The organism is Duganella sp. BJB476 (genome assembly GCF_003416895.1).
In the GTDB taxonomy this organism is placed as follows: Bacteria; Pseudomonadota; Gammaproteobacteria; order Burkholderiales; family Burkholderiaceae_D; genus Rugamonas.
Genome location: NZ_QVIO01000011.1, coordinates 37,487 through 60,951, shown reverse-complemented (window position 1 = coordinate 60,951; position 23,465 = coordinate 37,487). Strand labels below are relative to the sequence as shown.

16 protein-coding genes are annotated in these 23,465 nt (G+C 59.1%); 11 read left to right on the top strand and 5 right to left on the bottom strand.

Annotation, left to right across the window (positions count from 1 at the left end; all coding sequences use genetic code 11):
* Window positions 1-54: 54 nt before the first annotated feature.
* The 10 genes from D0T21_RS29545 (at window position 55) to D0T21_RS29505 (ending at window position 14,670) form a co-directional block, all read left to right on the top strand.
* The gene (locus D0T21_RS29545; protein ID WP_116993943.1) at window positions 55-3,426 is read left to right on the top strand and encodes a DUF4214 domain-containing protein; all 3,372 of its coding nucleotides are present in this window, start codon (window positions 55-57) and stop codon (window positions 3,424-3,426) included.
* A 264-nt stretch (window positions 3,427-3,690) separates the two neighbouring features.
* Window positions 3,691-5,619 carry an SPFH domain-containing protein gene (locus D0T21_RS29540; RefSeq protein WP_116993942.1) on the top strand — a complete coding sequence of 643 codons (1,929 nt, stop codon included), beginning with the start codon at window positions 3,691-3,693 and terminating at the stop codon, window positions 5,617-5,619.
* Between the two features lie 140 nt (window positions 5,620-5,759).
* Window positions 5,760-6,677 carry a hypothetical protein gene (locus D0T21_RS29535; RefSeq protein WP_116993941.1) on the top strand — a complete coding sequence of 306 codons (918 nt, stop codon included), beginning with the start codon at window positions 5,760-5,762 and terminating at the stop codon, window positions 6,675-6,677.
* A gap of 108 nt (window positions 6,678-6,785) precedes the next feature.
* On the top strand, window positions 6,786-8,624 hold the full coding sequence (gene tssF / locus D0T21_RS29530) for a type VI secretion system baseplate subunit TssF (RefSeq protein WP_116993940.1): 1,839 nt from the start codon (window positions 6,786-6,788) through the stop codon (window positions 8,622-8,624).
* Window positions 8,588-9,544, top strand: a complete 957-nt coding sequence (gene tssG / locus D0T21_RS29525) for a type VI secretion system baseplate subunit TssG (RefSeq protein WP_116993939.1) — start codon at window positions 8,588-8,590, stop codon at window positions 9,542-9,544. The genes tssF and tssG overlap by 37 nt, the downstream gene beginning before the upstream one ends.
* 9 nt (window positions 9,545-9,553) lie before the next feature.
* Window positions 9,554-12,358, top strand: a complete 2,805-nt coding sequence (locus D0T21_RS29520) for a type VI secretion system Vgr family protein (protein ID WP_229211690.1) — start codon at window positions 9,554-9,556, stop codon at window positions 12,356-12,358.
* A 65-nt stretch (window positions 12,359-12,423) separates the two neighbouring features.
* The gene (locus D0T21_RS29515; RefSeq protein ID WP_116994599.1) at window positions 12,424-13,341 is read left to right on the top strand and encodes a 3D domain-containing protein; all 918 of its coding nucleotides are present in this window, start codon (window positions 12,424-12,426) and stop codon (window positions 13,339-13,341) included.
* A 2-nt stretch (window positions 13,342-13,343) separates the two neighbouring features.
* Complete coding sequence (locus tag D0T21_RS31920) at window positions 13,344-13,820, top strand: hypothetical protein (RefSeq protein ID WP_147328209.1); 477 nt, start codon at window positions 13,344-13,346, stop codon at window positions 13,818-13,820.
* 89 nt (window positions 13,821-13,909) lie between these two features.
* Window positions 13,910-14,176, top strand: a complete 267-nt coding sequence (locus D0T21_RS29510) for a PAAR domain-containing protein (RefSeq protein ID WP_116993983.1) — start codon at window positions 13,910-13,912, stop codon at window positions 14,174-14,176.
* Window positions 14,177-14,364: 188 nt separating this feature from the next.
* Window positions 14,365-14,670 (top strand): hypothetical protein, encoded by a 306-nt coding sequence (locus D0T21_RS29505; protein ID WP_116993984.1) that lies wholly within the window; start codon window positions 14,365-14,367, stop codon window positions 14,668-14,670.
* A gap of 17 nt (window positions 14,671-14,687) precedes the next feature.
* On the opposite strand, the gene D0T21_RS29500 is transcribed toward D0T21_RS29505, so the two are convergent.
* Window positions 14,688-15,155: a very short patch repair endonuclease gene (locus tag D0T21_RS29500; RefSeq protein WP_116993985.1), complete on the bottom strand. Its 468-nt coding sequence runs from the start codon at window positions 15,153-15,155 to the stop codon at window positions 14,688-14,690.
* Window position 15,156: 1 nt separating this feature from the next.
* Complete coding sequence (gene dcm, locus D0T21_RS29495) at window positions 15,157-16,521, bottom strand: DNA (cytosine-5-)-methyltransferase (protein ID WP_199538637.1); 1,365 nt, start codon at window positions 16,519-16,521, stop codon at window positions 15,157-15,159.
* 224 nt (window positions 16,522-16,745) lie between these two features.
* Here dcm and D0T21_RS29490 point away from each other — a divergent pair, with 224 nt between their 5' ends.
* Window positions 16,746-17,987: a type II restriction endonuclease gene (locus tag D0T21_RS29490; RefSeq protein ID WP_116993987.1), complete on the top strand. Its 1,242-nt coding sequence runs from the start codon at window positions 16,746-16,748 to the stop codon at window positions 17,985-17,987.
* Window positions 17,988-18,144: 157 nt separating this feature from the next.
* On the opposite strand, the gene gyrB is transcribed toward D0T21_RS29490, so the two are convergent.
* The 3 genes from gyrB to dnaA form a co-directional block, all read right to left on the bottom strand.
* Complete coding sequence (gene gyrB / locus D0T21_RS29485) at window positions 18,145-20,649, bottom strand: DNA topoisomerase (ATP-hydrolyzing) subunit B (protein ID WP_116993988.1); 2,505 nt, start codon at window positions 20,647-20,649, stop codon at window positions 18,145-18,147.
* Between the two features lie 54 nt (window positions 20,650-20,703).
* Window positions 20,704-21,810 carry a DNA polymerase III subunit beta gene (dnaN, locus tag D0T21_RS29480; protein ID WP_008453129.1) on the bottom strand — a complete coding sequence of 369 codons (1,107 nt, stop codon included), beginning with the start codon at window positions 21,808-21,810 and terminating at the stop codon, window positions 20,704-20,706.
* 104 nt (window positions 21,811-21,914) lie between these two features.
* The gene (dnaA, locus tag D0T21_RS29475; RefSeq protein WP_116993989.1) at window positions 21,915-23,312 is read right to left on the bottom strand and encodes a chromosomal replication initiator protein DnaA; all 1,398 of its coding nucleotides are present in this window, start codon (window positions 23,310-23,312) and stop codon (window positions 21,915-21,917) included.
* Between the last annotated feature and the right edge of the window lie 153 nt (window positions 23,313-23,465).

Genomic DNA, 23,465 nt, shown 5'->3' with positions numbered 1-23,465 from the left:
TCTGATATGAAATATTGATATTATGTTAGAACTATTACTTTATCTCCAATTCCCATGAGCGACGACTTCAGCAGCGACATCAACACCACTGGCCGCCTGGTCGTCGGCACGGGCATGACCGGCATATTTGAGACCACGTCGGACAGCGACTGGTTCCGCGTATCGCTCACGGCTGGCACCAACTACGTGCTGTCGCTGAACGGCGTACCGCAAGACGCGGACTCGCCGGCCAGCCTGGCGTATACCTCGCTCACGCTGTTGGGCCCCGCCGGGCAGTCGCTAAGCTACGCTTACGGCGGCGGCAACGGCGACTACGGGCCGGCGCTGAATTTTACGCCTACCACTACCGGCAACTACTTCGTGGCGGCCGGCGCCGGATACAACAGCGCCGGCAGCTACACCGTCAAGGTGGCGCGTCCGGAGGCGGATGATTTCACCGCCAACACCAAAACCACCGGCGTCATCAACGGCGATACCGTTGCCGGCGTGTTCGAGCGGCCGGGCGACGTCGACTGGTTCAAGTTCCACGCCGAGGCCGGCCAGATCCTCGCCTTTGGCGCCGGAACCGGATCGGTGCCGGCCGACGTCGCCATCTATGACGCAAACGGGCGCTATTTCGCCCCGGTTAGCAGCTATCCGTTCCGGGTGGAGACCGGCGGCGATTATTTCCTGGCCGTGAGCAGCGGCTCCTACATCGGCAACTACACGCAAACCATGCGCTTGCTGAGCGACGATTTTACGACCAGCGCGCCGGGACAACTGAACGAGGGCGGCCAGCTGAACGGAACGCTGGAGTTCAGCGGCGACACCGACCCCTTCACCTTCACCACGGTGGCGGGCCAGGCTTATACGGTGACCTTGAAGACGCCAACCGGCGATAGCCGCAACGCCAACCTCAGCCTGTATGACAGCAATGGCCAGTACGTCACCTATGGCAGCCAGACGGTCAACAACGAGACGGTGCTCCGCTTCCTGGCGGACAAGAGCGGCAGCTACACGGTGCGCGCGGACAGTTCCTACTCGTTGTCCACCCCCTTGTCGTACACGATCAAGCTGGGCGTTGCCGAGCCGGACGACTATGGCAGCACCCGCGCCGACGCCGCCCCGCTGGAACTGGGGACCACGCTGAGCGGCAAGGTGCAGGCGCCCAACGATGTCGACCTGTTCAAGACCGAGCTGGCCGCCGGCGTAACCTATACCTTCAGCATCACCGGCGATGGGACCAGCTCCGCCTACTCGCAGGCCCAGCTGCAGGATGGCGCCGGCGCCACCGTTGTGCCGTTGTTCTATAGCAGCAACCCTACTTTCAGCTATACGCCGACCAAGGGCGGCAGTTTCTACCTGCAGGCGTCCGGCTACACCGGCGCTGGCTACACCGTCTCCGCGAGCAAGACGGTGGACGATTTCGGCGCCACCGCCGCCACCGCCGGCAAGCTGCAGGTGGGCGCCCCGATGGGCGGCGAGCTGGAAGCCGGCGGCGGCGACCGCGACTGGTTTGCGGTCTCGCTCAACGCCGGCACCACCTACTGGTTCACGCTCAAGGGCCAGAAGGAAGGCGCCGGCACGCTGGTCGCCGGTTACGGCTCCACCTTCAACCTGCTCGACGCCGCCGGCACGCTGCTGGCGAAGGCGGGCACCACCTACAACGCCACCGCCTCGATCCTGCCGTTCACGCCGACGGTCAAGGGCACTTATTACCTCGAAGTGGCGGCGCCGCAGTCGTCCGGCACCTACGTGGTGGCGGCGCAACTCGGCCAGACGGATGACTACGGCAACGACGCGGCCCATGCCGGCGTGCTGGAGCCCGGCACGGCCATGCTCGGCAAGCTGGAACTGCCGAGCGACGTCGATGTCTTCAAGGTGCGCCTGATTGCCGGCCAGACCTATGCGCTGGAACTGGCGCCGACCGACGGCAGCAGCAGCTGGACTACTTACGCATCGCTCGACATGAAGGACAGCTCCGGCTATTACGTGTCGACGCGCTACCAGTACGCGTCCGGCAAAATCTACAAGTTGCTCGAGCCGCAGCAGTCGGGCGACTATTACCTGACCGTGTCGACCTCGGCGAGCAGCGGCCAGGCGGGCAGCTACAAGCTGAGCGCGACCGACCTGGGGCGCGACGATTTCCCCGCCAGCACGGCCACCCTGGGCACGCTGAGCCCCGGCGCACCGGTGAGCGGCACCATCGGCGTGGCGGACGACCATGACTGGATCAAGGTGCACCTGGATGCGGGCCGGACCTATGTGTTCGACCTGCACGGCAAGGCCAGCGGCGGCGGCACCCTGGATGCCAGCAGCAACTATGCCGGCATGTCGCTGGTGAGCAACTACGGCGGCTCGTATGCCTATGCCAGCAGCAGCGCCGTCAGCGGCAACGAACTGCGCATGTCCTACATCGCCACCAGCTCCGGCGACTACTACCTGGACATCCGCGGCGGCACTGACAACACCGGTACCTACACGGTCGAGGAAACCCTGACCAGCGGCGACCTGACGGCGCCGCTGCTGGTGTCGGCCACGGTGGCCGCGGGCGCGGCCGATGTGTCGCTGGCGCCGCGCATCGCGCTCAACTTCAACGAGACCATCATGCTGGGCGCCGGCATCACCCTGACCGACGCCGCCGGTGTCGCGGTGACCGGCACCGGCGAGGCGTTGGCGTCGGTGTCGGGCCATACGCTGGTGATCAATCCGCACCAGAACCTGGTGCCGGGCATGACCTACACGCTGAACCTGCCGGACGGCAGCATCCTCGACCTGGCCGGCAACCACTACGCGGGTGCGACCAGCTACAGCTTCACCACCACCAAGCCGGTCGCGGTGGGCACCGACGGCAACGACTACATGCTGGGCACGGGCACCGGCGCCAGCCTGAACGGCGGCGCCGGCCTCGACACCGTGTACTACACGCAAAAGCAGTATCAGCTGAGCATCGTCCGCAACGCCGACGGCAGCGTCAGCGTCAAGGATTACTGGGCCGGCAAGGATGCCGATACGCTGACCAACGTCGAGCGCCTGATGTTCTCGGATCACGCGGTGGCGCTGGATCTGGGCGGCGCCGGCGGCCAGGCCTACCGGCTGTACCAGTCCGCCTTCAACCGCGCGCCGGACAGCGGCGGCGTCGGCTACTGGATCAATGTTCTGGATCGCGGCGTCGAGCTGAAGACGGTGGCGCAGGGCTTCATCGACAGCCAGGAATTCAAGACCCTGTACGGCGCGGCGCCGACCGACCAGCAGTTCGTCACCAACCTCTACAACAACGTGCTGCACCGCGCGCCGGATGCCGGCGGCAACAGCTTCTGGCTGGACCGGCTGCACGACGGCGTGTCGCGCGCCGACTTGCTGACAGGCTTTAGCGAGAGCGTGGAAAACCAGGCCGCCATCGCCAAGATCGTCGGCGCCGGCTTCAGCTACACCCCGGCCGGTTAAGGTGGTCTGCCGCGATTAGAGCTGCAGCTCTAATCGCGGCAGACAGCCTTTACCTTCAAGGGATTTGTGCCAGAATGAGCTGCACGAACTCACTGAAAAGTCCTAACAAAAAATCGTGTTCACCCCACTCGCAAGTGCCCTCGCGGCAACCGCAGCAACTCCCCCACACGCCAGCCTGACCATTGCCAGCCCGCCGCGCTAGCTGCGTCAGACCGCACACGCTACACCTGCATCCACAACTTTTTCCACAACCGAAAGGTTCGTATGTTTACCCTGCTTGGCAGTGAAGTGACCGTTGTCGTCCTGATTTTAATCATCGCCGCTTTGATCAAGTTTTCCGGGATCATCAAGTACATCCCCAACGACAGGGTTGGGGTCATCGAAAAACTATGGAGCTCGTCCGGCTCGGTGCAGAACGGCCTGCTGGCGCTGAACGGCGAGGCCGGCCTGCAGCCTGACCTGCGCCGCGGTGGCTTCCATTTCTTCGCACCGTTCCAGTATCGCGTGCACATTCATCCGATGGTCTCGGTCACGCAGGGCACCATCGCCTACGTGTTCGCCCGCGACGGCCTGGACCTGCCGGCCGGCCAGACGCTGGCCGACAACTCGCGCATCGTCGACTTCCGCAACGTCCGCGACTTCCTGCGCGACGGCGGCCAGAAAGGCCCGCAGCGCATGGTGCTGCGCGAAGGTACGCATATCATCAACCCCGCACTGTTCGTCGTGATGACGGAAGAGACGACTTATTCGATGTCGCTGGATGCGCTGGAAAAAGCCTACTACCAGCAGATGCGCGGCGTGCTCGACGAGCGCGGCGGCTTCAAGCCTGTGGTGATCAAGGAAGTGACCGGTTCGCATGACTCCGACCAGCTGGCCGTGGTGACGGTTCAGGACGGTCCCGGCCTGCTGAAGGACGAGCTGCTGGCGCCCGATGTCGGCGACACCCACAACGCCTTCCAGGAGCCGGAGAAATTCCTCGCCGCCGGTGGCCGTCGCGGCCGCCAGGAGCGGGTGCTGGTGGAGGGCACCTACTTCATCAACCGCCTGTTCGCGACGGTCGAGTTCATCAAGAAGACCATCATTCCGGTCGGCTTTGTCGGCGTGGTGGTGTCGTACACGGGCCGCGTGGGCACGGACTTGTCGGGCAGCGAGTATTCGCACGGCGAGCTGGTGGAGACCGGCTGCCGCGGCGTGTGGCGCGATGCGCTGATGCCTGGCAAGTACGCCTTCAACACCTACGCCGGCAAGATCGAGCTGGTGCCGACCACCAACTTCGTGCTGATGTGGAAGTCCGGCGAGAGCGGCTCCAACTTCGACAAGAACCTGCGCGAGATCACCTTGATCACCAAGGACGCGTTCGAGCCGCAGCTGCCGCTGTCGGTGGTGGTGCACATCGACTACCGCAAGGCGCCGATGGTGGTGCAGCGCTTCGGCAACGTGGCGCAGCTGGTAGAGCAGACGCTCGATCCGATGGTGTCGTCGTACTTTAAAAACGTTTCGCAGACCAAGACCTTCATCGACCTGATCCAGTCGCGCAGCGAGTTGCAGAACAACGCGTCGATCGACATGAAGCAGCGCTTCCAGGCCTACTCGCTGGAATTCCAGGAGGTGCTGATCGGCACGCCGAAACCGCAGCCTGGCGATAACAAGATCGAGGACATCATGGCCCAGCTGCGCGACCGCCAGATCGCGCGCGAGCAGGTCGAAACGTTTGCCCAGAAACAGATCGCGGCCGACAAGCAGCGCGAACTGAACGAAGCCGAACAACGCGCCGCCAAGCAGAAGGAGCTGACCGGCTCGCTGGTGGACATCTCGATCAAGGAGAACCAGGGCTCGGCCAACGTCAAGGCCGCCGAGAAGCGCCGCCAGGAAATCGAAGCGCTGGCGCAGGCCGACAAGTTCCGCCAGGAGATGGAAGGCGCCGGCCGCGCATCGGCGATCCGCTCGGTCGGTGAGGCGGAGGCTGCGGCCATCCAGGCCAAGTCCGAAGCGATGCAGGGCGAAGGCGCGGACAAGCAGCTGATGCAAACCGTGATGCTGCGCCTGGCCGAAGCGTTTGAAACGGCCAAAGTGCCGCTGGTGCCGCAAGTGCAGATGGGCGGCGGCGACAGCAACGCCTTCGGCACCTTGATGGGCCTGATGAGCGCGATGAAGGCTGGGGAGTTGACCCAGGCTATCGAAAACAAGGGCTGATCTTAAACAGCCGGAGCGCACGGACATCGCCGGTGTTCGTGCGCAGTGATTGCCTGCTGGCAAACGGGCGCTACGCCTGTGGCATCGGACGTAGACTGGAATGGTGACCGATCGTTAGCGTCTCAACCCAGGAGCCCAACATGACACACACATTGGCAGCTGTATTTGAAACCCGTGCCGAGGCTAACCGAGCCAAGGACGAACTGATCCACAGCGGCTATGCCGCCGAGAGCATCACCGTGAGCGATTCCGGCAGCGTGGCCGGCACGCCGCGCATCAACGACAACGAATCCATCCTCCACAGCATCAAGCAGATGTTCAGCCAGTTGCTGGGACGCGAGCATGCGGACCGCCACATCTACGCGGAAGCGTTGAACCGCGGCCATGTGGTGTTGACCATCCAGACCGTCAGCCTGGACGCGGCCGACCGCGCGGCCGACATCGTGGAAGATTTCAATCCGATCGACATCGACGAGCACGAGACCATGTGGCGCGCTAGCGGCTGGACCGGCGGCGAGGTGCTGCATAGTGGCGCCGGCGCCAAGCAGAGCGGCCTGGGCGCGCAGCAAAGCGCGCCGGAGCAGCACGGCATCCGCCAGCGCGAGGAGGCGGTGGACTTTGCGCGTTCCGAGCAAGGATCGCTGACGCCGGGTTCGATGCAGCGCGGCGAAACAGCGTCACCGTCGTTGACCGGCGTGAACGCGCCGATCTCGGAGCAGAGCACGGTGCAGCGCAGCGGCATGCGCATCTACCCGCGCGATGCGACGGGACCCAACCAGGACAGCCTGAACATCCTGCGCGGCGGCGAGGGCGACGACGTCCTGTATTTCCGTACGCACTGGCAGAACACTTTCTCGTATGGCGGCGGTACTTATCAGGAGTTTGATCCGGCCTACCGCTACGGCGAATCGATGGCCGGCAATCCCGGCTACAAGGACAAGCCGTGGGAGGAGGTCGAACCTGAACTGCGCAGCAATTGGGAAAGCAAGCACGCGCAGTCGAGTTGGGAGAAGTTCAAGGAGGCGGTGCGCGCCGGTTGGGAGCGGGTGACGAAGTAAGGCTGCGTTGCTGAAGATCAAATAGGCGAACCTGCTGGCATGACATGATCGGCAACCTGAGCGGTCCATAAATTTCTGTGGGCCGCCCATCTTGCGACGGATGCCACGATGGAAAAACTGCTGCCTTACTTCGAACGCGAATTGAGCATGCTGCGCCGGACTGGCGCCGAGTTTGCAAGTCGCTACCCCAAGCTGGCGGGCAGTTTGCAAATGAGCGGCGAGACTTGCGCCGATCCGCATGTCGAACGTTTGATCCAGGCTACGGCGTTTCTCAACGCCCGCGTCGCCAAGCTGCTCGATGACGGCTATTCCAACTTCACCGAAGCGCTGCTGGGCATGCTGTATCCGCATTACCTGCGGCCGATGCCTTCCTGCTCCATCGCCCGCATCGACTACAGCGGCGCCAAGGTCAACGAAATCAGCAGCGTCACCACGCTGCCGCGCGGCACGGAGATGAAGTCGCTGGGGCGCAGCGCCGTCGCCTGCCGCTTCCGCACCGTCTACGATGTGACGGTGGCGCCGCTGACCATCGGCGCCGCCTGGTTCGAACCGTACATCCAGGCACCGTCGACCCTGCCGCTGCCGGGCGAGGCCGGTTCCGCGATCTGCATCACCATCGACAGCACGGCCGCCGCGCGGGGCTTGGCGGCGTTGGGCTTGTCCACCTTGCGCATTTTCATCGACGGCGAGGCATCGCTGCGGGCCACCCTGCGCGACATGCTCTTCATGCGCGCAGCCTGCGCCTGCGTGGAGGCGGATGGCCAGTGGCGCATGCTGGCCCGCCTGCCGATCGCGCCGGCCGGTTTTGCCGCCGAGGACGTCTTGCTGCCGGCCACGTCCTCGGAGCACAGCGCCTACCGGCTGCTGAGCGAGTACTTCGCCTTCCCGGAAAAATTCGACTTCTTCGATATCGATCTGGCCGCGCTGGTGGCTGCCAGTCCGGCCGATTGCTCGCGGTTGACGTTACGCATCGCCCTGGCCGAGCTGCGGCCCGACGCGCCGGCCGTGCGCATCCTGCGCACGCTGTCGGAAGACCATCTGGTGCTGGGCTGCACGCCCGTGATCAATCTGTACACGCAGCAGGCCACGCCGATCCGCATCGACCATCGCCGCAGCAGCTATCCGCTGATGCCGGACGAAATGCCAGGCAGCGCCTGCGAGATCTACAGCATCGATACGGTGCAGCTGCTGCGCAAGACGCCGCAAGGCAGCGCGATCACCGAGTTCTTTCCCTACTATTCGCTGCGCCACGGCGAGGAGGACAGCCGCAAAGGCCACTACTGGCTCGCCCATCGCGACGAGGAACTGGCCGATGCCGCCGCCGGCCACGAATACTCTCTGTCGCTGGTGGACCGCGATTTCTCGCCGCTGACGTTGGACGAAGGCACGGCGTCGGTGCGCGTCACCTGCACCAATCGCAACCTGCCTCATGGCATGCAATATGGCCGCGCGCGCGGGGACCTCAGCACCGAGGCGGCCGCCGGCAGCTTCCCGATTCGCCTGCTGCGGCGGCCGACACTGTCCTACCGGCAGGCAAGCGGCGGCAATCAATGGGGACTCATCACGCAACTGGCCCTGAACCACCGCTCGCTGACGCAGGAGGGCTTGCCGGCGCTGACCGCGATGCTGCGACTGTACGCCCAGCAGGACAGCGCCGTCTCGCAGCGGCAGATCGACGGCGTCATGGCGCTGTCGCAGCAGCCGGCCACCGCGTGGGTGCGGCAGGCGCGTGGCAGCGCCTATCTGCGCGGCGTGGAAGTGCGGGTGTCGCTGGACGAGGAGGCATATGCCGGCACCGGTGTGCACGCCTTCGCGCAGATGCTCGATCACCTGTTCGGCCTGCACGTGCATTTGAATAGCTTCACGCAACTGGTCGTGCTGTCCCATGTGAGCGGAAAGGAGTTGCTGCGATGCCTGCCTCGCAACGGCGCACTGACGCTGGCCTGATCGACGAACTGCTGGCGGAGCCGCAAGGCTTCGAGTTCTTCCAGGCGGTGCGCCTGGTCGAGCAGGCGCAGCCGCCGCGCCGGCTGCGCTATCGCAACCGGCTGTCGCTGGCTTTCCCGCCGAACCAGATCGAGAACGTCAGCGACGATGGCGACGACCTGATCCGCCTGACGCCCGCCTTCATGGGTCTGCTGGGCAGCCACGGCGCGCTGCCGCTGCATTACTCGGAGCGTCTCCACCGTCACGAAAGGACCAGCAACGACGGCGGCCCGCGCGCCTTCCTGGACATGTTGTCGCACCGGTCGCTGTGCATGTTCTACCAGGCGTGGGCCAAGCACCGGCCGGAATGCATGACGGCGGCGGATGACGGCGACGGTTTTCTCGCGATGCTGCTTGCACTGTCCGGTACGGCACCCGACGGATCGGTCGAGCGCGAGACGCTGGCGCGCTACGCGATGCAGCTCCGCAGCCGCAGCGTGTCGGCGCCGCTGATGGCCGGGATCTACTCGGAATACTTCAACGCGCGCTTTGTGGTGGAGCAGCTGGTCGGGCAGTGGCAGGCATTGCCGGCCGCGGATCAGGCGCGGCTGGGCAAGGCCCATGTCGACCTGGGCGCGGGCGTGATGCTGGGCGAGCGCATCTACGGTTGCGACGCGCGCGTGCGCCTGCGTATCGGTCCGCTGGATCGGGCTGCCTACGAAGATTTCCTGCCCGGCCACAGCGCCGCGCAGCGGCTGGAAGCGATGCTGGGCCTGCATTGCGGCGTGGGCATGACGTATGAAGTGCATCTGATCCAGCGGGGGGAGGATGTGCGTACGCCAAGCCTGGACGGCGGATGCAGGCTGGGCGTCAACACCTGCCTGGTTGACGGGCCGCCACGCCAGGACCGCGAAGAACTGATGTACCTGCTGCATACCTGAGGAGCGATTGTGGAAAGCGATAATGATTTCTTCAGCTTCATGGGCCTGGCCAAGGAACTGGTGGCCAGCAACCGGCCGCTGCGCCTGCGGCTGGATCTGCCCGGCGGCGTCAACGACGACATGCTGCTGCCGCAGCGGGTGTTCGGCTCGGAGAGCTTGTGCGGCGGCATCGAGTATCGCGTGCTGTGCGTGTCGTCCGACGCGTATCTGCCGCTGAAGCAAATGATCGCCGTGCCGGCCGCGCTGGAGTTCGTCACCGACATGGGCGACTTGCGCAGCGTCTGCGGCATCGTCACCGAGGCCAGCTCGGGCGACAGCGACGGCGGCCTGGCCAGCTACCAGTTGGTGCTGCGCGACGCGCTGTCGATACTGGAAAAGCGCACCAACACGCGCGTGTTCCGCAACATGGACGAGGTGGAGATCGTCCAGCGCATCCTGAACGAATGGCGGCACAAAAGCCCCATCCTCGGCGTCTGCTTCAAGCACGAGGTGGACGAATGCTTCCACCAGCGCGAATATCCGCAGCGCGAGTTCACCATGCAGCACAACGAATCGGACGCGGCCTTCATCCGGCGCCTGCTGAAGCGGCGCGGCATCGGCTGGTTCGTGCGCGCGGAGGGCGGCGAGTATCCGGTGCATACGCTGGTGCTGTTCAACAACGCCGACAGCCTGCGCCAGAACGCCGCCGGCACCATCCGCTACCACCGCGACGCGGCGACCGAGCAGCGCGACACGATCACTTCCTGGAGCGCGGTGCGCAGCCTGCAACCGGGCACGGTGACGCGGCATAGCTGGGACTATCGCAACTCGCAAGGCCGCGACTTCATGATGATGGACGTCGGCAGCGGCGTGAACCAGGGCGTGAGCGGCAACGAGCTCGCCGCGAGCCTGGACGACTATCAAATCCTGGCGCCGCATACGGGGAGCGACAACGAGGATCTGTGCCGGCTGGGCAGGCTGCGCATGAACCGGCATGACTATGAAACGAAATGCTTCCACGGCGAAGGCAGCGTGCGCGATCTGTGCGCGGGGGAGTACTTCACGCTGGCCGAGCATCCGGAGGTGGACCAGCATCCGGCCGAGGAGCGGGATTTTGTCGTCACGGCCTTGCAGGTGAACGCGCAGAACAACCTGCCCAAGGCGCTGGCGGCGCGCGTGGAGCGCCTGTTCGCTCGCAGCCGCTGGATGCAGGGCGCGCAAGAGTTGCAGATGCAAAGGGATGTGGCGGACAAGGTGGCATCGGGACCGCTGCGCATGCATATCCAGTTCACGGCGGTGCGGCGTGGGGTGATCATCGTGCCGGCTTACGATCCGCACACGGATCTGCCGCAGGCGCTGATGCAAAGTGCGATCGTTGTCGGGCCGGAAGGGGAGGAAGTTCACTGCGATCAGATGGGGCGGGTGAAGATTCGCTTCCCCGGCACGCGCGCGGTGGACCACGAGCAAGCCTCCAACGCCGGCGCATCCGATACCCAGACTGATTCCGCCTGGGTGCGCGTAGCCTCGAACTGGGCAGGCAACGGACCCGGCAGCCTTCAGCAATGCGGCACCATCGGCCTGCCACGCATCGGCACCGAAGTGCTGGTCAATTTCATTGGAGGTGACCCGGACAAGCCGGTGATCGTTGGCCAGCTCTACAACCAGCAGGCTTGCCCGCCAGCCCTCAGCAACGTCGGCGACCTTCCTGGCAACCGCTACCTATCCGGTATCAAAAGCCGCGAAATCAAAGGCGGCCGTGCTAACCAGCTGCGGTTGGATGACACCGAAGGGCAGATTAGCGCGCAACTGGCCAGTGACCACTGTGATTCACAACTCAGTCTGGGTTTTGTCACTCAAGCGAGAGCGAATGGCGTTGGCCGGGCTCGTGGCGAAGGCTGGGAGCTGGCGACCAGTGCATGGGGCGTGGCGCGTGCCAACAAGGGGATGCTCCTTACGACTGAAACGCGTCGTATAGGGGTATCTCCCATCAAAGACATGGGCGAGACGTTACAAAGGCTGAATGCCGCGCAGAAGCAACATGAGGCACTTGCGAAGTTGGCTCAGCAAGCTGGGGCACAGGAAGAGATGCAAACAAACGTGGCAGCGGCAATTAAGGCTCAAAACGAAAATGTTAAAGGGGGAGTCGGTGGTGACGCTGGTTTTCCTCAATTGGCCGCGCCGCATTTGGTGTTGGCGAGTCCTGCGGGAATTGAGACTACCACAAGAGGAAGTACTCATTTTTCTAGTGAACAGCATGTCGCGCTAACTAGTGGAAAGGACCTCTCCATAGCCAGCGGTGGCGGATTTTTCGCTAGTACTCGCCAAGCTTTTCGTTTGTTCGTCCACAAAGCGGGCATGAAGATGGTCGCTGCGGCTGGCGACATTGATTTGCGGGCACTTTCGGAAAGTATCAATCTTCTGGCTAAGCTTAATGTCACTCAAACGGCTAACTGCATCTCGATATGTGCCAAAGAGGAGGTTGTAATAAATGGCGGCGGTAGCTACGTCAAATTCAATGCAGGAGGCATTGAGCAAGGAAGCAATGGAGGATTCGTTGGCCATGCTGCCAAGCATGAATTCCTCGGGGGGAAGAGCTTCCCGGTCCCTTCCATGGATCTGCCCGTGGCCGATGGCGCGTCTCTTGAGTCTTTTGATGAACAGTTTCGACTGGTTTCTAGTGACGGACAGACTCCCATTTGCAATAAGCGCTACCGCATTACGGCGCAAGACGGGACCTGCTGGGACGGAGTCAGCGACGCTAATGGGCTTACTGAGCGCGTCTACACAGCTTTGCCAAGTGAAATTTCCCTGTCGTTGCTTTCAGATGAGGGCTAACGTCATTCCGAATCTGCCTTTGCAATTTACAGAAACTATTGATACTCAAACCCACAGGTACCAATATGACAAATACAATTGTTGCGACCGCAAATACTAATCAGATACCAGGATCGATAGTTAACGTTAATATTGAAGAAATGGTTTGCAGGCTATCTATCGAAAAAAACAAATATCAAGATACCTTGCCAGTAATTCCCAAAGGGGCAAGAGTCGAAGATAGGAAAATTCTTTATCAACTGAAAGTGAAGGTTGAACTTGTTCAGCATTCCAGTGGAAAGATGGTCTGTGGTCAGTCGCTTAGTATCACATCTAACCGGCGCTCGGATAAGATAACTTCTTGCGGTAAAACAGATAGTGAAGGGGTTATGCTAATAACGTTAGAAACATACGAATCCGGCAATCTTGAATTAAACGTTTCCAGTTCTGGAATATCATCGAATCCCCTCAAAATTACGCTTAAGGACGCATGGTATGAGTCCTCATTTTTGATTACTGGATACAACGTTTGCAATGAAATAGATTGTTCCGGTCCTTTGGTTGATGGTGATGGCCTGAATGAGAAACACAAAGAGGACTTTTTGTTTGGGGCACAAGGGATTCCGATGCAGGGAACCGGAATGGATTTGAGTGGGCAGTACATTGCGCTTCTTCATATGACAGGAAAATGGATTAACAATTCAAGAGGAAATCCCGATCATGTTCTCCCTCAAAATACGGCATTTCAGTACGTTCCAGCGGTAAAGGGAAAATTCGGATTGGTGAAGGAAAATCATTCGATTGCCGTCGATCCACACGTAATTCCCGGTGATGCGAAAGTCGAGATAGAAGGAGTCGGATTGCGGTTTGCTGATGACAAAGGCAGTGCAATTAAAAATTACCATATAGATAATTTTTTGGGTGCGGGTAACGCAGTTGTCAAAGCATGGCTGCACGGCGGTGTTAATGGAACGCAGCGCCGGGTGAAATTCTTAGGGAATTAAAGATGAGATATATTATTTATTCTTTCCTTTGTTTACTTATGACAAACGTGTGGGCGCAAGAAGTAATTTTAGAACGTATTTATATAGATAAATCTGCGAACGTTCATGTAATCTATTCGAACGGAAAAGAAAAGAAGCTAACTAAGGTGGGGCGGGCGACACAGGCTGAATTGTCGAAAGATAAGCGCACCGCTGCTTGGCTGATAGAAAATACCTGGACTGCGGAGGGAGACGTGGGGCCGGGAAGCAGCAATCTCACAGTTTATCGCGATGGAAGATTTTTACATATTGAATGCCAGCCATTCATACGCGACTATTGGTTTTGGGAGGACGGAAGAAAGATAGGGATAGATTGCGGCGGGCGGCACTTTGCAGGGACATTAACTTTATATGACGTCCGTACTGGTAAAATAATAGAATCAATTTTTCAGCCAAACGTTCCTTATGAAAAGCTCCCCGCATGGGCTGTTCCGTATTAGTAATAAAGATTTCAATTATTTAAGCAGTCGCCGTAGTTCCATTTCTTATTTGTCGCTACTGCTAAGCTGTTTAGGATGAGGAAATCAATATGTCAAACGTCATACGCGTCGGCGATCCTACATCGCACGGCGGCAGCGTCCTTAGCAGCAGCGTCGCCCATTTTACTGTTGAGGGAAAATCTGTCGTCGTCGTTGGCGACAAATGTAGTTGTCCCATCAATGGCCATCAGAATTGCACTGTTGCGAGTGGCAGCTCGACGCATACAGTGAGCGGTAAGGCGGTAGCCTATGATGGTGACAAAACCTCGTGTGGTGCGACGCTTACATCGACTATCGCTACTTTTTCGTCGAGCTGAATTTGTTGGTTAAGGACAATTGGCGTCTGCCGCGTCTTGTCGCTGCTTTTTGGCCACAAACCAAAACTATGCGCGGACATATAGGTCTAACTGAATAGAGGTTGGAGCCTGGACGATTTGCTATGAGAAATAGAATTACGGCGGTGTTCGACAGTCACGGTCAAGCAGAATGTGCAAGAACTGAGCTGATGTTAGCAGGCTTCGGAAGCGAAGCTCTTGTTTTGATCCGCAGTTGCGAGGCTCCCGATGACGCTTGGGCATTCGATGAGGGCGCGTCAGCAGGTGACGGCTATACCCTTGGTGACGATATGCAGAATTTTTTTCGGAGAATGTTTCAGTATTCTTCCGAAGACACCGCACCGTTGATCCAATGGGAAGCGGTCCGACGCGGTAAGGTCGTGCTAGAAGTCGAGGTCGAAAGTGACGCGGATTTCGAGATTGCTACTGATATCATCGAAGACCTTCGCCTCGGCTGGACTGATTTTGGCGAATAGGGGAGGTTGGTTGCGAACTAGACCTGTTCAACATTATCTGCGGTAACAGATGCAAACTGGACATTTGAGTTCAGCCAATCAGCTATTTCCGCTGTAATTGCATCGGCGGTGCGTCGCCGTGTGCCCTTCATCGAACATTCCCAAACAGTCATCACTCGCCATCCGGCATCAAACAATCTAGCGATGTCACGCGCATCACGGTCGCGATTCGCATTGATTTTTTCGAGCCAAAATTCTCTCCTTGAATTTGGTATCTTAAACATGTGGCAGTCGTGACCATGCCAGAAACATCCATGTATAAGAATGACCGCGCGGTATTTGGCGAGGACAAGATCAGGTCGTCCTGGAAGATCGTTCCGGTGCAGCCTGAACCTGAAGCCGGCAGCATGCAGCCATCGACGGATTTGCAATTCGGGCTTGGTATTCTTAGATCTGATCGCGCTCATGTTTCTCGAGCGCGTTTCCCGATCATGTACGTCCACCACGCTAAGCTGCTTTCGAAATTCCAGCGATTTTGGCTTTCGCTTCCATGACACGAGGCTTCATCAACTTAGCCACGGCGCGGAAGACTGGGACGACTACAGAATTACCAAACTGCTTGTAGGCTTGGGTGTCCGATACTGGAATCTTGAAAGGTTTTTCACCTACGCTAGCGTAGCCCATAAGCCTTGAGCATTCAATTGGGGTGAGGCGTCGTGGCCGGTTGTCCAAGTTGTCTGGATGATGGAAGTCTAGTGCGTGATTAAAACCGCGATCTATAAGAATTTCTGAGCCATCTTTGTAGTACCTAGCAGAGAGCGTGCGAGTTACATCACTGCTTTTCACCAAGCCATAGCCGAATCCGTTGCCTTTAAGTTTGTGTTTGATGGAGTAGTTAAAGAGGTACTCCCACAGTTTTGGGGTCAAAATATACTTAGGGTCAGTTTCATCTTGTAAAATATCACCAAGCTTAGGGCGCTTCTTGGGGTACTGCTTCGCCACTTCAGTAAGAGTGAATTTATCGTGAACGTTTAGATCCCTACGGAATCCTACAAGCACGATCCGCTCACGATGTTGAGGAACGAAGTGCTTCCCGTCAAGGATTTTAGGATCTGCGGCGCCGCTAACGTCAACGTCCGATACCCAGTAGCCCAACTCTTCCAAAGTCTCGAGGATTACTTTAAACGTCCTTCCTTTGTCATGACTCTTGAGATTCTTTACGTTCTCTAGCAGGAACGCTGAGGGGCGCTTTGCTGCCAAAATCCTGGCGACGTCAAAGAACAAGGTACCTTGAGTTTTGCACTCAAAGCCATGCGCACGTCCCATCGCGTTCTTCTTAGAAACGCCGGCGATAGAGAACGGCTGACAAGGAAATCCCGCCAAGAGCACATCGTGATCCGGAATGATCTTGTCTATATGCTTGTATGCTTCTTCCTCAGAAATACTCTCATCCTCACTCAGTGTCACCTTCCGAATGTCCGTATTGAAGGTGTGGTTCTCAGGATCAGAATAATAGTTCGCTTTGTAGGTCCGCACCGCGTACGTGTTCCACTCACTGGTAAACACGCATTGTCCGCCAATCTCCTCGAATCCTCGACGAATACCACCGATTCCTGCAAATAGGTCGATGAATTTAAAGTCATAGTTTGGGTGATTTTTAGGTGGTTGAGGCAGTAGTGCGGTCAGAGTTTCAAATTCCGCATGGGTGAGTGCTGGACCAGATGTCGTGCCTTTCAGCCAACGATTAATCGTCTCCCTGCATCGTCCGTTTGCCTTTTTCTCAGGGTTGAGAAATTCAGCGATTTGCTTTTGATCGTAGATCTCAAGAAGTCTCGTGATCAGTGCTAAGTCTTCGGAATTGTTGGTAGTCATGGGCAGTTCTAGCTGTTCGGAATAAACGTGTGACATGATATCACTCACTTGACCCAGCGGTGGAGTCTTTACTGATCGGCTACCCAACTATCAGACGCACCCTGCAAAAAATGGTTCCAATTTGCTGTGACCGTGATGAAAAAATAAAGTGTAACGATTGGTTATTGATAACTTGATGCATACGGGGGTATATTGATGACTTGCAACTATTTTTGGACTCCTAAGTGAAACAAGGCGAACTCTCAGACTATTTCGATGGCATTGGTACAAAATTGCTCCAAGGAACCGAAGTCGACCCTTCGGTATCGCGAGGCCATGAATTTCAAGGCGTTAGCGATTTTCGTGCATTCCTTGGGTCGCCGGAGGCTAAAACTTCCATCCCAGTGACCTATGTTTGGCTTAGTGATGAAATGGAGCCGGCAAGCGTGGCCCTAACTGGAACTTGGTACGACAGCCGGCGAGGCCAAAGTCATCGGGAGCCAGAGTACCGGCTTTACTATCCAGCGGCATCCGAAGAGGTTGTTCATCGTGCAAGCGCCGGCGATAGACTCTTCTTATGCAAACCCAAGAGTGGACCGCTCCTTGCCGTGCTTTGCCCACAGGGTAGTTCAGTTGAGCAGCAGCTGCTTTGGCTCTTTGGTCTTAAAAGGGGGGAGAGTTATTCGATTGACCAAGTAGATCTGCGAGGCAAGGCTGGGCGGGCGCTGGATATTTCTGCCCGCCATATTTTAGAGTTGATCGATATAGAGATCACGGTAACGGAAGATCAGTGGCTGCATAAGTTACTCAACAAGTTCGGTGAATCTTTCCCATCTACAGCAAAATTTTCGCTTTTCGCCCGGCAGTTGACGCGTGATGTTGATCCGGTGGCGGACCCAGATAGCGCTTTGCTCTACTGGATGGATTTGGAAGAGCGTCTGTTTATGACTTTGGAACGCCATATTGTTGGTGAACGTTTGAAGCGTGGCTTCATCGTAGATGGACAGCCGGATGTAGATGGATTTGTTCAATATTCTTTGAGCGTTCAAAACAGGCGCAAGTCCCGTGCAGGCTGGGCGTTTGCAAATCATGTCGAGGCAATGCTCAAGGCTCATGGCTTAACATATTGCCGTGAAGCCACGACAGAAAAACGCAACGGTCCGGATTTTTTGTTCCCCACTGAAGAGGCATATCACGACCCGTCAGTCCCTGCATCAAGCTTAACAATGTTGGGAGTAAAGACATCTTGCAAGGACCGTTGGCGCCAAGTCTTGGCGGAGGCCGATCGGATTGCACATAAACATTTGCTGACCTTGGAGCCGGGTATTTCCGTGGCACAGACAACTGAAATGAATCGTGCAAATTTACACTTGGTGGTTCCTTGCTCGCTCCATGAGTCCTTCCAGCCAAATCAGCGCGGCGCGATTCTGAGCGTCGCTCAATTTTTGGAGCACGTAAAGAAAATTGGTAGCGGTACGGTAAGGTGATGAGCGCAAGAAATGGGACGGCATGAAGGAGCCCTATTCGAGAGGTTTGATTAGTTTGTCAAATCAGCGCTCTGCCCACCCGGTGTAGTACGGAATTTTGCAATCGAAGTAAAAAAGCCAACCGGATTGGTTGGCTTTTTTTTGAGTTTAGTTCGAGTTACACGTCGATATTGCCAGCACGCAGAGCATTGTTCTCAATGAACGCCCGACGTGGTTCAACGTCATCACCCATCAACGTAGTGAAGATCTGATCCGCAGCAATCGCGTCCTCAATCTGCACCTTCAGCAAGCGACGAACCGTCGGATCCATCGTAGTCTCCCACAGCTGATCCGGATTCATCTCGCCCAGACCTTTGTAACGCTGCTTGGACACCACACGTTCCGCCTCATCACGCAGCCACTGCATCGCCTGGTGGAAGTCGACCACGGCCGACTCCTTGGTGCGCTCGCCTTCGCCGCGGCGCACGTACGCGCCTTCGCCGATCAGGCCCTTGAACGTGGCTGCCGCGCTGGCCAGTACGTTGTAGTCCGCGCCCTGCACGAAGTCCGCATCGATCGAGCTGACCTTGATGTTACCGTGATGCATACGCTCGATGCGCAGCGCGTGCTTCTCGGACAGCTCGTCCGAAATCACCGTCACCTTGACCGCGATATCGTTGATCTCCGCCACCAGCGCGCGGGCCGATGCATCGGCCAGTTCCTGCGTGCTCAGATCCAAGGTCACACCGGTCATGATGGCGGTCAGCGCCGCACGGTCGATCACGCGGGTCAGACGCGTCATGATGACGTTGGCCAGATTGAACTGACGCACCAGCTCGCCCAGCGGTTCGCCGACGATAGGATCGGCACCTTCGCGCGGCATCAGCGCGGCGGTGTTCAGCGCCACGTTCATCATGTAGCTCGCTTCTTCCGCGTCATCCTTCAGGTAGCGTTCGTCGCGGCCGGCCTTGACCTTGTACAGCGGCGGTTGCGCGATGTAGATGTGGCCGCGCTCGACCAGCTGCGGCATCTGGCGATAGAACAGCGTCAGCAGCAGCGTGCGGATGTGGGCGCCGTCGACGTCCGCATCGGTCATGATGATGATGCGGTGGTAGCGCAGCTTCTCGACGTTGAATTCGTCCGGGCCGATCGACGTGCCCAGCGTGGCGATCAGCGTGGTGATCTGTTCCGACGACAGCATCTTCTCGAAGCGCGCCTTCTCCACGTTCAGCACCTTGCCGCGCAGCGGTAAAATCGCCTGGAACTTGCGGTCGCGACCCTGCTTGGCGGAACCGCCTGCGGAGTCACCCTCGACGATGTACAGTTCGCACAGCGCCGGATCTTTTTCCTGGCAGTCGGCCAGCTTGGCCGACAGGCCCAGGCCGTCCATGATGCCTTTGCGGCGGGTCAGGTCGCGGGCCTTGCGGGCCGCTTCGCGCGCGCGCGCCGCTTCGACGATCTTGCCGCAGATGATCTTGGCGTCGTTCGGTTTTTCCTGCAGGTAGTCCGACAGCGTCTTGGCGACGATCTCTTCGACCGGGCCGCGCACTTCGGACGACACCAGCTTGTCCTTGGTCTGTGACGAGAACTTCGGCTCAGGCACCTTGACCGACAGCACGCAGGTCAGGCCTTCGCGCATGTCGTCGCCGGAGATTTCCACCTTGGCCTTCTTGGCGAATTCCTGCTCGTCGATGTACTTGTTGATGACGCGGGTCATCGCGGCGCGCAGGCCGGTCAGGTGGGTGCCGCCGTCGCGCTGCGGGATGTTGTTGGTGAAGCACAGCACCTGTTCGTTGTAGGCGTCGTTCCACTGCATCGACACGTCCACCGAGATGTTGGTGCCCTGGTCCGACATGCGTTCGCCGGTGGCCTGGAACACGGTCGGGTGCAGCACGGTCTTGGCTTTGTTGATGTACTCGACGAAGCCGCGGGTGCCGCCTTCGAACGCGAAGATCTCTTCCTTGCCGTTGCGCTGATCGGTCAGCTTGATGTTGACGCCGTTATTCAGGAACGACAGTTCGCGGATGCGCTTGGCCAGGATCTCGTAGTGGAATTCGACGTGGGTGAAGATTTCCTCGTCGGCCCAGAAGTGCACGTCGGTGCCGCGCTTGTCGGTGTCGCCGATGACCTTGATCGGCGAGACGGCGAAGCCGTCCTTCTCCGCCAGTTCGCGGTTCTGCGGCACGCCACGGACGAACTCCATGTAGTGCACCTTGCCGTCGCGGCGGATGGTCAGCTTCAGCAGCTTCGACAGCGCGTTGACGCACGATACGCCCACGCCGTGCAGGCCGCCCGACACCTTGTACGAGTTCTGGTCGAACTTGCCGCCGGCGTGCAGTTCGGTCATGACGATCTCGGCGGCGGAGCGCTTCGGATCGTGCTTGTCGTCCATCTTCAGGCCGGTCGGCACGCCGCGGCCGTTGTCGGTGATCGAGATCGAGTTGTCCGAGTGGATGGTGACGTGGATTTCCGTGCAGTGGCCGGCCAGCGATTCGTCGATCGAGTTGTCCAGCACTTCGAACACCAGGTGGTGCAGGCCGGTGCCGTCCGAGGTGTCGCCGATGTACATGCCGGGTCGTTTGCGGACTGCTTCCAGACCTTCGAGGATCTGGATCGATGAGGCGCCGTATTCTTCGGTTTTGGCCGGTACTGGTACTGGATTCTCTTCTGGGATGGCGGACATGTGCTGCTTTCTCTGTTATCGATTACTGATGTTCTTACGGCGGCTACAAAAGACTTAGATGCGCATCGGCATGACGACGTACTTGAAGTCGGCATTGTCCGGGATCGAGATCAGCGCGGACGAGTTCGAATCGCCCAGCGCGACGTTGACCTGGTCGCACTTCAGGTTGTTCAACACGTCCAGCAGATAGGTCACGTTGAAGCCGATGTCGACGCTGTCGCCGCCGTAGTCGATTTCCAGTTCTTCCACGGCCTCTTCCTGGTCCGCGTTGGTCGAGCTGATCTTCATGCTGCCCGGCGTGATGATGCAGCGCACGCCTTTGAACTTGTCACTGGTCATGATGGCGGCGCGTTGCAGCGAACGCAGCAGCTCATCGCGGCCGATCGTGAATTCGTTCTTGTAGCCCTTCGGGATCACCCGCGTGTAGTCGGGGAACTTGCCCTCGACCAGCTTGGAGATCAGCTCGATGTCGGCGAAGGTCAGCTTGACCTGGTTGGCGGCGATGTCCAGCTGCACGGTCTCGTCGTTCTCTTCCAGCAGGCGCTGCAGTTCGATGATGGTCTTGCGCGGGATGATCACTTCCTGGCGCTCGAACGATTGCTCGGTCTCGACCTGGCAGAACGCCAGGCGGTGACCGTCGGTGGCCACGGCGATCACGTTCTTGCCGTCCAGGACCAGCAGCAGGCCGTTCAGGTAATAGCGGATGTCCTGCTGCGCCATCGAGAAGTGCACCATGTTGAACAGGTGCTTCAGCGTTTTCTGCGGCAGGGTGACGGAGGCGCTGTAGCTGTCGGCCTGCTGCACGGTCGGGAATTCTTCGGCGGCCAGGGTCTGCAGCGCGAAGCGCGATTTGCCGGTCTGCACCGTCAGGCGCTTGTTCAGCAGGGTCATCGTCACGTCGCCCGATTCAGGCAGCGCGCGCAGGATGTCGAGCAGCTTGCGCGCGGCCACGGTGGTGCCGGTCACTTCGCTGCCGGAGCCGATCTCGGCGTTGGTGGTGATCTGGACTTCGGTGTCGGTCGACAGGAAGGATACGCTTTCGCCCTCTTTGCGGATGAGGATATTGGCCAGAATCGGCATAGTGTGCCGACGCTCGACAATACCGCTCACGATCTGCAGTGGCCGGAGAAGGGTATCTCGGGTGGTTTTGACCAATTGCATAGTTATCCTCAATAGTAAAGATTAAACGATATTTTTATAACAATGTTGCCTTGTGAGCAGACGTGCATTTTTGCCTAGATCATAAAGGCAAACCAACTGTCCGGCTAGCCTTTCAGCGTTTGCTCCAGCACGTGCAGCTCGTGGTTGCATTCCGGGTTCTTGGTGCGGTCCAGCGCGATCTTGCGCACGGCGTGCAGCACGGTCGTGTGGTCGCGGCCGCCGAACAGTTCGCCGATCTCCGGCAGACTCTTCTGCGTCAGCTCCTTGGCCAGGTACATCGCGATCTGGCGTGGCCGCGCGATGTTGGCCGGGCGACGCTTGGAGTACATGTCGGCTACCTTGATGTTGAAGAAGTCCGCCACCGTCTTCTGGATGTTTTCCACGGAGATCTGGCGGTTCTGCACCGACAGCAAATCCTTCAGCGCTTCTTTCACGATATCGATCGTGATGTCTTTGCCGTGGAAACGCGAGTACGCCAGGATCTTGCGCAGCGCGCCTTCCAGCTCGCGCACGTTGGAGCGCAGGTGCTTGGCCACGAAGAAGGCGACGTCGTCCGAGAACGTGACGCCTTCCTGCTTGGCTTTTTTCAGCAAAATCGCCACGCGCATTTCCAGCTCCGGCGGCTCGATCGCCACCGTCAGGCCGGAATCGAAGCGCGAGATCAGGCGGTCGTCCATGCCGGTGATTTCCTTCGGATAGGTATCCGAGGTGATGATGATCTGCTTCTTGGCGGCGATCAGCGCTTCGAACGCATAGAAGAACTCTTCCTGCGTGCGGCTCTTGCCGCCGAAGAATTGAATATCATCGATCAGCAGCATGTCGAGCGAGTGATAGTAATGCTTGAAATCGTCGAAGCCCTTGCGCTGGTAAGCCGTCACCACGTCGCGCACGTACTGCTCGGCGTGGATGTAGCGGATCTTGGCGCCCGGCTGGTCGGCCATCACCTGGTTGCCGATCGCGTGGATCAAGTGGGTCTTACCCAGGCCGACGCCGCCGTAGAAGAACAGCGGGTTGTACGACACGCCTGGATTGTTGGCCACTTGAATAGCGGCGGCGCGCGCCAGCTGGTTGGCCTTACCGGTGACGAAGCTGTCGAAGGTCAGGTCGGTGTTGATGCGGCTCTGCTCACGGCGCGGCGCGGCCGAAGCCGGCAGTTCCGGCACCGACGGCACCGGATCGGCGTTGCGCGCGTGGCCGTTCGGGTTACCGTCGTTGTAGTCGGGTGCGGGCACCACGGTCGCCGGCTTTTTCGGCAGCGCCAGGCGCGGGTCGAGCACGAACTGCACCTCGGTCGGCGCTTCCCAATACTGGCAGGCCAGGGCCGTGATGCGGCTGGCGAACTGGGTCTTGACCCAGTCCAGCTTGAACCGGTTGGGCGCGGCCACACGCAACTTGCCCGCCTCGTAGTCGAGGGGGATGAGCGGTTTTATCCACGCGCTGAATTGTTGCGGCGTCAGCTCCAGCTCCAGCTGGGCGGAGCAGGTCTGCCAGAAATTTTCCATGAATCTTTATCTATTCTTTACTGCTGATAAGGGTGTCGGCGAACCCGGGTTCGCCACACGTAACGCGCTATTCTACTCTCGCCGGCCCAAGTTATCCACAGGCACGACGCTTATTTTCGCACTTTAGGCGGCCCCCGAATGGCGGCCCGAGAC

Excerpts from the sequence above, each read along its gene's own strand:
- dcm (WP_199538637.1), bottom strand. The coding sequence starts at position 16,521 with ATGACTACCAACAATTCCGAAGACTTAGCACTGATCACGAGACTTCTT.
- gyrB (WP_116993988.1), bottom strand. The coding sequence starts at position 20,649 with ATGTCCGCCATCCCAGAAGAGAATCCAGTACCAGTACCGGCCAAAACC.
- D0T21_RS29545 (WP_116993943.1), top strand. The coding sequence starts at position 55 with ATGAGCGACGACTTCAGCAGCGACATCAACACCACTGGCCGCCTGGTC.
- tssG (WP_116993939.1), top strand. The coding sequence starts at position 8,588 with ATGCCTGCCTCGCAACGGCGCACTGACGCTGGCCTGATCGACGAACTG.
- D0T21_RS29505 (WP_116993984.1), top strand. The coding sequence starts at position 14,365 with ATGTTAGCAGGCTTCGGAAGCGAAGCTCTTGTTTTGATCCGCAGTTGC.
- D0T21_RS29535 (WP_116993941.1), top strand. The coding sequence starts at position 5,760 with ATGACACACACATTGGCAGCTGTATTTGAAACCCGTGCCGAGGCTAAC.
- D0T21_RS29515 (WP_116994599.1), top strand. The coding sequence starts at position 12,424 with ATGACAAATACAATTGTTGCGACCGCAAATACTAATCAGATACCAGGA.
- D0T21_RS29510 (WP_116993983.1), top strand. The coding sequence starts at position 13,910 with ATGTCAAACGTCATACGCGTCGGCGATCCTACATCGCACGGCGGCAGC.
- dnaA (WP_116993989.1), bottom strand. The coding sequence starts at position 23,312 with ATGGAAAATTTCTGGCAGACCTGCTCCGCCCAGCTGGAGCTGGAGCTG.
- dnaN (WP_008453129.1), bottom strand. The coding sequence starts at position 21,810 with ATGCAATTGGTCAAAACCACCCGAGATACCCTTCTCCGGCCACTGCAG.
- tssF (WP_116993940.1), top strand. The coding sequence starts at position 6,786 with ATGGAAAAACTGCTGCCTTACTTCGAACGCGAATTGAGCATGCTGCGC.
- D0T21_RS31920 (WP_147328209.1), top strand. The coding sequence starts at position 13,344 with ATGAGATATATTATTTATTCTTTCCTTTGTTTACTTATGACAAACGTG.
- D0T21_RS29540 (WP_116993942.1), top strand. The coding sequence starts at position 3,691 with ATGTTTACCCTGCTTGGCAGTGAAGTGACCGTTGTCGTCCTGATTTTA.